This is a genomic window from Cupriavidus sp. 22TCCZM01-5 (assembly GCF_057798915.1).
Genome location: NZ_JBYOJR010000016.1, coordinates 1 through 13,065 on the forward strand (window position 1 = coordinate 1; position 13,065 = coordinate 13,065).

Sequence of the window (13,065 nt, forward strand, 5' to 3'; positions counted from 1 at the left end):
ACCGTACGTTTCTTCTTCATCGGCATATCCATGGTCATTACCTCTCATGATATGCCTCGTACACAAATTTCCGGATAGGTCCCGTTAGCTCCCCACGCGGCGACGACGCTACGGCCGCCCGGACGTGCCGGTGCTGAACGCCTCACTGAACTCATCCGAGTAGATTTCGGCCAGCGCAAGACGCAAGGCTGTGGCGCGCTCGGCGCCATAGACCAATTCGAAGCGTTCCTGTGCCCGTCGCCAGAGTACGTTTGCTTCGGCAAGCTTGTCGCGTCCCGACAGTGTCAGTTCAACGCGCCGGCTCCGCCCATCGCGTTCATCACGCCCCTGTATTAGATATCCATCTCGCTCCAGCGGTTGAAGGTTGCGTGCCAGTGCTGAGCGGTCCAACACCATGGCGTGGGGCCAACTCGGTCATGGTCGGGCGATCGGCCCGCGCGACATGCAGGAGGACCGATCGTTGCAAGATGCTCAGTCCACACGGTTCGAGTACGGCGTCATAGAGCTGCGCCTGTGAGACTATCTGGCATGCAGATCAACTCCAGTATGACTGGATTGACCAGGATCCATGAACCGTCTTGGCGAATCAAGTGACGGCAGCGTTACGGCGCCCATCCCGCTACCCCGGCGGCGTGGCCTCCTGTTCCCCGCGTTTGCGTGGACGGGCTTCTCGTCCGCATTTGCCTCCATCATCGTCGGCGGTTACCTGCAGGCCTCCCTGGGCACGTTCGACGCGCTGTTTGCGGCGACCCTCGGCAACTGGATTCTCTTCATCTATTCGGCGGCAATAGGCTTCGCCGCCGGGCGATGGGGCCTGAGTTCGCAGCTCGTGCTGGAAGGCGTCTTTGGCCGCTGGGGTGCCATCATGCCCGGCGCGCTGCTGGGGGTGTTGGTTACGGGCTGGTTTGCGTTCCACGTTGCCGTGACGGCGGACATCCTGGTCACCGCGCTGCACGTGCAGGGCGAATCGAAGCTCGCAATCTGCCTGATAGGCGTCCTGTTCGCGATGCCGGTCATCGTCCGAATCAGCCGCAGCTTCAACATGACTGCGATCGGGATCCCTGCGATGGCCGTATTCGCCATCGTCGTCTTCGCGCATCGGCTCGCACCCAGATGGGACGTGCTGCTGGATGGCCCGATCGGCGGGCCGATGCCGTTCGGCACGGGCGTGTGCATTGCCTTCGGCACCTTCGTCGTGAGCGGTACGATGACGGGCGACATCGTAAGGTATTGCCGAACCGGCAACGAAGCGGTTCAGGCGACGGCATTCGGCTTCCTGCTGGCGAACCTGCCGTTCCTGATTCTGGGTGTACTGCTTGCGGCATCAGGCACAAAGGTGAACGACCTCTTCACTGCGGGCAATGCGCTGTCGTGGCTGCTGCTGGCGCTGGTCATCATCGCCAACTGGACCACCTGCGATGCGTGCCTGACAAACGCCGCCGTAACGTTCAAGAGTGCGTTCCCGACACTGCCCTGGATGGGTGTCGCGGGCGCCGCGATGCTCCTTGGCATTCTTCTCGCCATCACCAACAGCGTTGGCGATGTATCCGGCTGGACGCTGCTGTTGACAGCCATGGCATCTCCAATCGGCGGCGTGATCATCGCGGATTACTACGTCGTGCGCGTACGGGCGGGTTTTTCGCGCGCACGGACAGCGCCGGTGAACCTGGCGGCATTGCTCGCCACCGGAGCAGGGATGCTGGTGGCGGTGTTCTGTCACCGGCTGATTCCCGGCGTGATCACACCGCTTGTTAGTGCGCCGGTTGCCGGATGCCTCTATCTCGTCATGTCCGGCATCGCTTCACGACACCTTGGCGCCGATCTCGGCGGCCAGTCTGCCGGGGCGGAAGCGCTCGACTGATACGCATGTTCGGCGCCCCAAGCAGACCGGTCACTCCGCGTCCCCCTACCGAGGCTAGAACCGCCATCGTGGTGATCGTGCTGATCTCCTCGCTCGCGTACCTGCTATTCCAGGCACGCAAGGACGCACTCGACAATCTGCTTCTGCATCAGGCACGCCTTGCCGCCCAGCTCGCTTTCGCCGAACTCCGTTCCGATCCGTCAGACGGCGTCACGCTGATCGACGACGGTGAACACGATTCGGGCAACTTCCTCGGTGGCATCCCCGCATGGCCGGGGCAGAAAACGATCGTCATTCCGCTCGCATCGGGCTGCGCGGCAAGTCCGTTTTGCGATGGTCTGACAGAGGCGCAGGCCAAGGATACCAGGGGCCGTTTCGTCATCCGGAATGGGGCGCTATTCGCTTCGCTTCGTGACAGCAAGTTCGCCGTCGCGACGTCCGCGCCGCTCTCGGCGCTGGCGGCGGGGCTGTTCGGCCGTCTTGCGATGGATATTGCGGCGGTGTTCTTCCTTGGGTGCCTGCTCCTGCTGGTGCGAGAAAGCCGCCTGAGCGACTACTCGGTTCACCGCTTGCTGGACGCTTCGCCCATTCCGCTCTTGCTGATCGATGCGCAAGGGCAGGTCGAATTCGCCAACCGTCAGGCGCTCGACCTGTTCCTGGACGATCCGCCGCGCACGCCGGGACGGCTGCAGGAAGCACTGCGGCGCGAGGTGAAACTGTTCACCTGGCTGGTCTCCGAAGAGGAAACGGGCGGCGCGATCGAGACTTGCGAATTCGAGACCGGCAACCAGGCCGGCGCAGTGCGCCATCTGCTGGTCTCGCGACAGTCGCTGTCGGTTCGCTCGAAGCGGATGATCATCGCGAGTGTGGCGGACATCACGGTGAGGCACGAAGCCGAGCGTGCGCTCGTCAAGGCGAAGAACGCGGCGGAGGCACTCGAGCGGATGAAGTCTGAATCGCTCGCCATGATCAGCCATGAACTGCGCACGCCCGTCAACGGGGTGCTTGGGCTTGCGCAACTGCTCGTGCAACATGAGCTTCCTGATGGCGCGGCGCAGATCGTGGGACGGATGATCCAGGCAGGCAAGACGCTGGCCGTCATCATCAACGATATCGTCGATTTTGCATTGCTCGAGGTCCGGCACATCCGGCTGGAGCGGCGCTGCTTCGATCTGCGTGAGGTGATCACGGGCGCGGCCACACTGGCGAGCGCGGCTGCCGCGGAGAAGGGGCTGATGGTTCGCGTGAGCGCTCTCGCGCCGCTGCCGCCAGCCGTGTTCGGCGACCCTGCGCGCTTGCAGCAGATCATCATCAACCTCGTCGGCAATGGCATCAAGTTCACTGACGCCGGGCATATCGAGGTCAGGACGGATGTCGCTGGCCGCGTCAACGATTCGATCGAAATCGTCATCGACGTGGCCGACACGGGAATCGGCATTGCGCCAGAAGTCATCCCGCGGCTCTTCCGGCCGTTCTCGCAGGCGGAAGCCGGACATGAAAGGCGCTTTGAAGGAACCGGCCTTGGCCTCGCCATCAGCAAGGGCCTTGCCGAAGCGATGGGCGGCTCGATTTCGGTGCGCAGCATGATCGGGGAAGGCACGACCTTCTCGGTGCGCCTACCGTTCGACCTTGCGCTGGGTAAAGCGGAGCGCGCGCCGAGGCCGGCGCCTGCCTCGCGCGTGCTGGTTGTCGACGACGTGGCGCTGAATCGCGATGTCGTGGGCGAATTGCTGCGCGCCGAAGGATGCGATGTGACGACTGCCGGCTCTGGGCAGGAGGCGCTGGATATCCTCAAGACCCGACAATTCGACCTGATATTGATGGACATCCGCATGCCTGTGATGGACGGTCTTGCCACTACCGCCGCGATCCGGTCGAGCCGCGAGCCGAACCGGCATACAGCTCCGATACTCGGGCTGACGGCGAATCCGCTGCCGACCGACAGACCGCTCTATTTGCTGCGCGGCATCGACGGAATCATCGAAAAGCCGGTCGAGGTGGAAGCGCTGCGCTCGGCGCTGAGGCAGGTGGCGCTGCCGGTGACATCCGCTGCCATCGAAGAGCCGGAGCGCCTCGGCCGGCTGCGCCAGAAGCTCGGGCAGGATCGCACCCTGCGCATCGTCGTGGCGTTCTCGCAAACGGCGGCCGATGCAGTGGAAGGCATCGCGACCGGCTGCGCCCGCGCCGCGCTGGACACGGTCGCGGAAGACGCGCATCGCCTTGCGGGCGCCGCATCGAACGTCGGATTTGACCAGTTGGCGAAGGCGGCCGCCAGGCTCGAGCAGATTGCCCGGACAGGCAGCGCCACAGAAGTCCTGGATGCGGCGTTGATAGTCGTGACGATCTACCGGGACGTGGAGCGCTTCGTGGGCGTCCTGATGTCGCCCGCGGCCGCCGGGCCCGAGAACAGATACCCGGTGCCGTGAACCGTCTTGATCAGGTGCGGGTTGTCGGGGTCCGCCTCGATCTTGCGACGCAAACGACGCACCAGCGTGTCGACCGTCCGGTCCATTGATTCGAAGCGGCGCCGCTTGATGGCCGACATCAGCCGCTCGCGCGACATGACGTGGCCGGCATTCCTGACAAGTACCAGAAGAAGGTCAAACTCCGCGGTCGTGAGGGCCACATTCTCACCCGCCGGACCGGTCAGGCTGCGGCCACGTGTGTCGAGTCGGAACTGGCCGAATGACAGCGCCGAGGGCGCGGCGACGTCCCGGCTGTGTTCGACGCGCCGCAGCAGGTTACGCACGCGCGGCAGCAGTTCACGTTCGTCGACGGGCTTCGCAATGTAGTCGTCCGCGCCATATTCGAGGCCCAGAATGCGATCCACCCGGTCGTTGCGGCCCGTGATCAGGATGATGCCCATTTCGGACTTCTCGCGCAGGTCACGCGTCAGCGACAGGCCGTCGCGTCCTGGCAGCCGAATATCCAGCAGCACGAGATCCACGGGACGAATGAGCATCAGGCGGTCGAGTTCGTCAGCGTCGGCCGCACAACAGATGTCGTAGCCCTCCGCCTCTAGAAAGCCTGCCAGTGTTTCGCGAATTGACGGATCGTCGTCGACCACGGCAATGCACTGGTCTGTCCGGCTCTGCTGCATGGGGTCCTCGCGAAGTCTCCTGGGCCGTCTGTCCGCGGCGCCGGCCGACGCTCGTGCGTCTCATGCCGTCTTTGCGCCGCTATTCACAAATTTTAACAAACCGCCATAGCCTGTTCAATTTGCGGGGCAGACTCGTTCACAAGATCGCCCGATAGTGAGATCACCACCCCAACGAACTGCTACAGAGATTGATCATGGATATCAAGCAACAGATTTGCGGCATGGACGCGGTCGGCCTCGCAAGGGCCATGCGCAGCAAGGAGCTTTCGCCCGTCGAAGTGGTCGAGGCCCACCTGGCGCGGATGGAAGCCGTCGAGCCGGCGATCCATGCGTTTTGCACGATTATTGCGCAAGCGGCTCGCGACCAGGCCCGCCAGGTGGAGGCGCGCATCCTGCGTGGCGATGACGTTGGTCCCTTGGCAGGCGTGCCCGTCGGCATCAAGGACCTGGTTTGCACGGCTGGCATCAGGACGGCTTCCGGATCTCCCGCATACAGGGATTTCGTGCCCGACGAAGACGACGTCGTGGTCGAGCGCCTGAAGCAGGCCGACGCCATTATCGTCGGCAAGACCAATGTCCCGGAATTCGGATACAGCGGTGTCGGCCACAACCCAATATTCGAAACCACCCGGAACCCATGGAACCTGGACATGACGCCGGGCGGCTCCAGCGCAGGCTCCGGCGCGGCGGTGGCAAGCGGAGAGATTCCGTTTGCCATCGGGAGCGACGGCGGTGGGTCGATCCGCATTCCGGCGGCGCACTCGGGAATCTACGGCATCAAGCCGTCGATGGGGCGCGTGCCGCTCTATCCCGGTTGCCGCGACGAACGCTATCCGGGCGTGTCGAGTTGGGAGAGCCTCGAACATATCGGCCCGATGAGCCGGACCGTGGCGGACAGCGCCCTGATGCTGTCAGTCATCGCAGGCCCCGATCCGCGCGACCGTCATTCGCTGCCCACCGCTGGCTTCGATTGGCGCGAGGCGCTCGATGGCGACCTGAAAGGGCTGCGGGTCGCGTACAGCCCGGACTGGGGCTATGCGGCCGTCGACCCGCAGGTGCGACGCGTCGTTGATGACGCCGTGCGTGTCTTCGAGCGCGATCTCGGCTGCAGCGTCGAGATCGCGCATCCCGGCTGGAGCGATCCCTTCGACGCGTTCTGGGCAATCGTCGCGATGGACACCGACCTCAAGGGCATGCGCGAGATGGTGGCGCAGTGGGGCAAGGAGATGTCGCCACACCTGGTCGCACTGCTGAATCATCCGTGGACGGCGGAGGACTTCACCAATGCAATGGTGACCCGCAAAAGCGTGGTCAACAAGATGTGGCGCTTCATGGCGAACTATGACCTGCTGCTCACGCCGACGCTGGCGGTTCCGCCGTTCCCGGTGCATTGCCAGGGTCCCGAGAAAATCGACGGACGCATGGTTGCGCCGACACAGTGGCTCGCGTTCACCTATCCGATCAATCTGACGGGACAGCCAGCAGCCTCGGTGCCTGCGGGCTTCACCAGCGATGGCTTGCCGGTCGGCCTGCAAATCGTCGGGCGTCATCTCGACGATCCGCTAGTGCTGCGCGCGTCGGCGGCGTTCGAGCGGGTGCGTCCGTGGCGCAACACCGTGCCGCCGCTACTCAAGGACCTCGGTCTCGTGCAATGACCCGCCTGTCCAGTCAAGAAACCCAGGGGAACCCCATGACCCATCCAACCGAACAGCATGGGCTCGACGAAGAGTTCGAGCACAAGCCCGTCCCGCTCTCGCATCGTCATCGGCTGTCGTCAGTGGCGGCGGTGTGGTTCGGCTTTCCAATGATCATTACGAACGCGGTATTCGGCGGGATCATCGCCTATAACCTCGGCTTCTCGCGAGCGCTGCTCGCGATCCTGATGGGCAATGCGATCCTGCTTGCCTACGTCGGCACGCTGAGCTTCATCGCCGGCAGTACCGGCCGCAATTTCGGGCTCCAGGCCGAACGCACGTTTGGAAGGAAGGGCTATGCGATCACTTCCGGCTTTCTCGCGAGCGTCGTCGTGGGATGGTACGCGTTTCAGACCGGCCTCACCGGCACGACGGTCCATGCGTCGTTCGGCTGGAACGAAACGGCCACCATTGTCGGGGCCACCCTGCTCTATACCGGCGTGACGTTCATTGGCATTCGCGCCCTGTCGATCGTCGGCATGATCGCCGCGCCGCTCTACGTGGTGCTCGGCTTCGTGGCGCTGTACCTGATCGGATCGGAGCATTCGCTGGGAGCCGTGTTTCACTACGACGGGCTTGGGGTGGGCAGCATGATGTCCTTCGGCGGCGCGGTCACGTTGGTGGTGGCGACCTTTGCCGATTCCGGCACGATGACCGCGGACTTCACCCGCTGGTCAAAGGACGGAAGGAGTGCAGTCTACGCGACGCTGACGGCGTTTCCGTTTGCGAACATAACAGCCCAGCTTTTTGGCATCCTGATCGTATGCGCGGGCGCTGCCGCGGCGCCGGCCACGCAGGGGGGCGACTTCATGTCGGTGCTCACCGGACATGGGGGCTTGCTGTCGGCCATTGCGCTGGTGTTCGTCTTTGTGAACCTGGGGTCCGTATGCACGCATTGCCTCTACAACGGTGCGGTTGGCTGGGGACGCATCGCGAGCAAGAAGATGCGAACCATGACGGTCCTGCTTGGCCTGCTTGGCGGGTTGCTGGCCGTGGCCGGCGTGTGGAGCCTGTTCCTGGACTGGCTGAACTTGCTCGGCGTGCTGGTACCGCCGATCGGCGCCGTCATCATCGTCGACCAGATATTCGTTCGGCATTACTCGCATGACGATGACGTACCGAACTTCCGCGGCAGCGCCTTCGCCGCGTGGGCACTGGGCGCGCTCTCCGCATTGTTCGTTCACGGGATGGCGCCGTGGTTTTCGGAAGCCGTTGCTGGGATGCTGGTCGGTGCCGTGGCGCATTATGTGTTGTCGCAGGGCGCGCTGCGCGAGGTGCGTCAGCGCAATGGCTTGCTGTAGGGGGGCGCCGTTCTGCGAGCCGCAAAATGGCGGCCCTGCAAAACGCGGGGGGCGAATCAACGCAGAATGACAAGAGGCAGTGCTCGCCCCCGGGGCGCCGAAATGTCATAGCGATATCGCAGGTAACAGTCCATCCGGTCGACTCCGTCATTCATGACTGCGCGTAGCCGAGGCGATTTCTTAGCCGTGGAATTCGCAAAGTCAAGGAACGCCCGCAGCTTCAGTGGTATCTGGCCCTGGCTGAAGTATATGAGGCTAACGGGCACCCGATGACAGTAATGGCGGCTTTGGGATGCAGAGGCGTCGCTCAATTGACTACGTGACGGAAGTTGCGAACGGCAGTTAGTGGCCGCATGCCGCCCGACGCTGAACACAACCGAGCGTTCCTCCCGGACCATCCCGCGTGGGGCCGTAGCCGACCCAACTCGGACATCTGACCTCATCTGCCTGAATGGCTGGACTCGCCAACGAACCAGCCATTCCCGGGCTCAGGACGGCGAGCGATTTCGGATCCCTTTCGGACGCTCAGCGAACAACGCAGCAGCCGACACCGCCTTGTGTTCGTAGACGCCTCTTCTTCCTCTTTGCCAGTCAGTGGTTTCCCGGTATGTCCCGGATCGCGAAGCCATCGTAAGTGCCCTTAAGTAGTACCAAACCACAGATGGGTGTCTTTCAGGCCACGCGACTGCACCTCCCTTGAAGGCGCCAAGTGAACGCTGCGGCTGGGTATGCATATCGCGCATTGGATCGATATAAAAGTTGCACTTGGTTTATTGCCAACATCCATGTCAAATAGTTGGAATCAGCGGGCTGACTGTCCAACGAACCTCGCGTGCTTTCTGTCCAGCGACGGCCAGGGGCAACTGATCTTCGACCTATTTCCTCCAGGAACATCGCATGTTTCGACAGAACACCTTGTTGGCAGAAGCCACATCCAGTCAGACGGGCGTTGCAGAACCCGCATATGAGCAACCGAAGCCGGCCACGAGAGATACCGAAGTTGCGAATGCCGCTGTATTGGAGCGACTGCCTTTCGCTAACCGCCAGGACTTCGAGGACGCGCAGCGGGGCTTCATGGGGACGCTGGAAACCGGTGATATTCGCGATGCAGAAGGTCGGGTGGTCTGGTCCCTGGAAAGCTACGCGTTCCTGAATGACAAGAAGGCGCCGCCCACGGTCAACCCCAGTTTGTGGCGACAGGCGCAGTTGAACCTTCTGAACGGTCTGTTCAAGGTCACCGACGGGATCTACCAGGTTCGTGGATTCGACATCTCGAACATGACGATCATCGAGGGCGAAACCGGCCTGATCGTCATCGATCCGCTAACAGCAACGGAAACAGCTCATGCCGGCCTCTCGCTGTACTACCAGCACCGCCCGAAGCGGCCTGTCGTCGCCGTGATTTATACCCACAGCCATGGCGACCATTTCGCAGGTGTCAAAGGTGTCATCCGCGAAGAGGATGTACAGGCTGGCCGCGTCGTAGTGCTGGGGCCGGAAGGCTTCCTGGAAGAAGCCGTCAGCGAGAACGTTTTCGCGGGCAACGCCATGATGCGTCGGGCGCAATACATGTATGGCGGAAACCTGCCGAAAGGCGTGACCGGCCACGTAGATTCAGGCCTGGGTAAAGCTACTTCGTACGGCACCATCTCCCTGATTGCACCGACAGACCTGATCAAGGAGAGCGGCGAAGTTCGTACCATCGACGGAGTCGAGATCGAGTTCCAGATGGCACCAGGCACCGAGGCGCCAGCCGAGATGCTGATGTATTTCCCGCAGTGGAACGCCCTGTGCACGTCGGAGGATGCCACACACGTCATGCATAACCTTTACACGATCCGTGGTGCCCAGGTGCGCGATGCAAACCTGTGGTGGCGCGCGCTGGATGACACGCTGGAGCGGTTTGGCCCGCGTTCCGACGTGCAATTTGCCCAGCACCACTGGCCCAAGTGGGGACGGGAGAACATCGGCGCATTCCTTCGCAATCAGCGTGACGCCTACAAGTTCATTCACGATCAATCCTTGCGTCTTGCCAATCATGGCTTCACTCCCATCGAGATCAGCGAGCAGGTGAAATTGCCGCCTTCGCTGGCTAACCAGTGGGACCTGCGGGATTACTACGGCACGGTGAACCACAATGCGAAGGCAGTTTACCAGCGCTATCTGGGCTGGTATGACGCCAATCCGGCCAACCTGTATCCGCTGCCGCCAGTTGAATCAGCCCGGAATTACGTGGAGTACATGGGTGGTGCGGCGGTGGTGATCGAACGGGCGCGGGTGTCGTTCGCCCGCGGCGAGTATCGCTGGGTCGCCGAAGTGATGAAGCACGTAGTCTTCGCAGATCCCGCCAACCAGGAAGCACGTAACCTGCAAGCCGACGCGCTGGAGCAACTGGGCTACCAGACAGAGTCCGCTACCTGGCGGAGTGCATTCCTCAGTGGAGCGTATGAACTACGCAACGGCGTGCGCAGGAACATCGTCGCGCGCAACACGGCGGATATGCAGCGCGCCATGACTGACGCGATGTTCCTGGACTATCTGGCCATCCGCCTCAACGGAGATCGGGCCGCCGGCCACTCGATCGCGATCAACTGGATCGCGTCGGATTCACAGAAGCGCTACGCGCTCACAGTCGAGAACTGTGTTTTTCACTACAAGGCCGACACGCTCCATGCCGCGCCGCAGGCAACCATGACCATGCCTCGCAGCGCCTTGGTGCGGATCGCTGCGGACCCGACCACGCTGCATGACGAAGTCGATGCAGCTCATGCCTGTCTGTGTGGCGATGAGGCGGCCATTGCTACGTGGCTGGGACTACTGGACAAATTCGATCCCTTTTTCAATATCGTGTTGCCCTGAACCGCTGGTCAGGCAAGAAGAGGAATTTACCCATGCTGAGCTATGACGTTGTCGAGCACGGAAAGCCGCTCCAAGTGCGTCTTCGCGAGACGCCTGTTCCGAAAGGACGCGAGGTGGTCATTCGGATTTCACATGCCGGCCTCTGCCATTCCGACGTGCATCTCTGGAAGGGATATTTTGATCTCGGGGGCGGCAACAAGGCCGCACTGAGTGCCAGTGGGGTGCTTCCCCCCCTCACGCTTGGGCACGAGCCGCTTGGGACAGTCGTTGCCTGCGGCGAAGATGTTACGGAAGTGAAGCCCGGAGACAAGCGCCTTGTTTTCCCGTGGAACGGCTGTGGCAAGTGCTGGGCATGCGAGGCCGAGCGAACGGACTTGTGCGCGACTCCCAGGAACATCGGCATCGTCGTGCCGGGAGGCTTCGCAACGCATCTTGTTGTCCCTGACCCGCGCCTGCTCGTCGATGTCACCGGCCTTGATGATGCCTTTGCGGCAACCCTTGCCTGCTCAGGGGTCACATCCTATGCATCCGTGTCGAAGTTGCCGGACATGACGGAGAAGGACTGGGTTGCCGTGGTCGGATGTGGCGGCGTCGGGATGACAGCCATCTCCATTCTGCGTGCCCGGGGCGTCAAGAACATCATTGCCTGTGATGTGGACGATGACAAACTGGCCGCTGCCGCTGGTCTCGGCGCCGCCAAGACAGTGCGCAGCGATCGCGATGGCGCCGCCGCTGCGCTGGCCGGTGCTGCCGAGGGCATGCTAGCCGGCGCCATCGATTTTGTCGGCACGCCGAAAACATTCAGTCTCGTGCAAGCGGCTTTGCGCAAGGGCGGTGTCTATGTGCTTTGCGGACTTCATGGGGGCGAATTGGTAACACCCATGCCGCCGATTTCCATGCGTTCGATTTCGATCGTCGGCTCGTTCGTGGGAACGATTGCGGATCTGCGAGCGACTGTCGCTCTGGCGCGGGAAGGCAAGTTGTCGCCTCTTCCGATCCGCATACGCAATGCTGCCGAGATCAATGAGGCGTTGCAGGATCTGGACGAGGGACGTGTCGTTGGTCGCACGGTACTCGACTTCTCCGAGGTAACGGAGTCGTAGCCTTCGCCGCAACCGACAGTCGCCGATACCCGATCTCCTCTACGTGCGCTGCCGCTCGATTTCGAAGCGGACAGCGCCATGCGAACGCACACCCATACAGGCCAATCCAATGGAGCTGACCATGAACCAACGTTGGACCTCGATTCATATCCGCCAGGTTGCTGTCGCCGCAGCCCTGGCGTTATCCGTACCGACAGCCATGGCGTGGACCAGCAATCCAGTTCGGATGCTGGTGCCAGCCCCCGCAGGCGGGTCCATGGACGCACTTGCCCGCGTGACAGCCGAACGCCTATCCGCCGAACTGGGTCAGCCCGTGGTGGTTGAAAACAAGCCGGGTGGCGGCGGCAGCATCGCTGTCAGGGCCATGCTGGGTGCGTCGCCCGACGGAACCACCATTCTGTTCACCTCCACCCACGTCTTTACGCAGATCCCGCACGTGATGAGCGTGCCATACAACCCACTGAAGGATGTAACGCCGGTTGCAGCCCTGGCAAAGACGGACCTGGTGTTGGTCAGTTCGTCAAACCTGCAGGCTAGCGACTTGCCAGGTCTGATTTCTTACGCAAAGGCCAATCCCGGCAAACTGAGCTTTGCGTCCCCTAGTATCGGGACGACCGCTCACTATGCCGGGCTGATACTGAACAAGAAGGCCGGGCTGGATGTGGAGCACGTGCCGTTCACAGGCGCGCCGGCGGCTCTGACGCAGGTGATGGGGGGGCAAGTCACGATGATGTACGACGCTGTGGTCAGTTCCCTGCCGTACATCGCCTCCGGAAAGCTTCGTCCATACGCCGTGGCTGCCGAAAAGCGCTCGCCTCTGCTCCCGAAGATCCCGACCTTCGCCGAGCTGGGATATCCGGATCTGTCATTCAGCAGTTGGTTCGGCGTCTTCGTGTCTGCTCAGACAAAGAGCGACTTGGTCAACAAGATCCACGACGCGACATACAAGGCAATGTCGACACCAAAGGGGCAAGAAGGTATCAAGACACTCGGCTTTGGGCAGATTCCGGTGCAAACGGTCGCTCAACTCAGCCAGGGATTGCGCAAGGAGTCGGAGCGAAACGGTGCCATTGTGAGTGACTTCCATATCAAGCCCTGATGAAGCCGACGGATTGAGGCCCGCGAACGTCGGCTAGTCCATCTTTCA

General features: G+C 62.2%; 9 protein-coding genes. 7 read left to right on the top strand and 2 right to left on the bottom strand.

Annotated features, from left to right (window positions below; genetic code table 11):
• Window positions 1–108 precede the first annotated feature (108 nt).
• Window positions 109–396, bottom strand: a complete 288-nt coding sequence (locus AC3FNH_RS16360) for a hypothetical protein (protein WP_488720787.1) — start codon at window positions 394–396, stop codon at window positions 109–111.
• A 172-nt stretch (window positions 397–568) separates the two neighbouring features.
• On the opposite strand from AC3FNH_RS16360, the gene AC3FNH_RS16365 reads away from it, so the two are divergent.
• Together AC3FNH_RS16365 and AC3FNH_RS16370 are read left to right on the top strand one after the other, a co-directional pair.
• Window positions 569–1,861 carry a purine-cytosine permease family protein gene (locus AC3FNH_RS16365; RefSeq protein ID WP_488720788.1) on the top strand — a complete coding sequence of 431 codons (1,293 nt, stop codon included), beginning with the start codon at window positions 569–571 and terminating at the stop codon, window positions 1,859–1,861.
• Window positions 1,862–1,929: 68 nt separating this feature from the next.
• Window positions 1,930–4,287 (top strand): hybrid sensor histidine kinase/response regulator, encoded by a 2,358-nt coding sequence (locus AC3FNH_RS16370; RefSeq protein ID WP_488720789.1) that lies wholly within the window; start codon window positions 1,930–1,932, stop codon window positions 4,285–4,287.
• Here AC3FNH_RS16370 and AC3FNH_RS16375 read toward each other — a convergent pair.
• Window positions 4,206–4,961 (bottom strand): response regulator, encoded by a 756-nt coding sequence (locus AC3FNH_RS16375; RefSeq protein ID WP_488720790.1) that lies wholly within the window; start codon window positions 4,959–4,961, stop codon window positions 4,206–4,208. The two genes, AC3FNH_RS16370 and AC3FNH_RS16375, sit on opposite strands and share 82 nt — an antisense overlap.
• A gap of 194 nt (window positions 4,962–5,155) precedes the next feature.
• Between AC3FNH_RS16375 and AC3FNH_RS16380 the strand changes: the two genes are divergently transcribed.
• The 5 genes from AC3FNH_RS16380 to AC3FNH_RS16400 all read left to right on the top strand — a co-directional run bounded on the left by AC3FNH_RS16380 (window position 5,156) and on the right by AC3FNH_RS16400 (window position 13,017).
• Window positions 5,156–6,616, top strand: a complete 1,461-nt coding sequence (locus AC3FNH_RS16380; protein WP_488720791.1) for an amidase — start codon at window positions 5,156–5,158, stop codon at window positions 6,614–6,616.
• 35 nt (window positions 6,617–6,651) lie between these two features.
• Window positions 6,652–7,956: a purine-cytosine permease family protein gene (locus AC3FNH_RS16385; RefSeq protein WP_488720792.1), complete on the top strand. Its 1,305-nt coding sequence runs from the start codon at window positions 6,652–6,654 to the stop codon at window positions 7,954–7,956.
• Window positions 7,957–8,853: 897 nt separating this feature from the next.
• Window positions 8,854–10,815 carry an alkyl/aryl-sulfatase gene (locus AC3FNH_RS16390; RefSeq protein ID WP_488720793.1) on the top strand — a complete coding sequence of 654 codons (1,962 nt, stop codon included), beginning with the start codon at window positions 8,854–8,856 and terminating at the stop codon, window positions 10,813–10,815.
• A gap of 32 nt (window positions 10,816–10,847) precedes the next feature.
• Window positions 10,848–11,918, top strand: coding sequence for an alcohol dehydrogenase catalytic domain-containing protein (locus AC3FNH_RS16395; RefSeq protein WP_488720794.1), 1,071 nt, complete (start codon window positions 10,848–10,850; stop codon window positions 11,916–11,918).
• Window positions 11,919–12,039: 121 nt separating this feature from the next.
• Complete coding sequence (locus AC3FNH_RS16400; RefSeq protein ID WP_488720795.1) at window positions 12,040–13,017, top strand: tripartite tricarboxylate transporter substrate binding protein; 978 nt, start codon at window positions 12,040–12,042, stop codon at window positions 13,015–13,017.
• Window positions 13,018–13,065 lie beyond the last annotated feature (48 nt).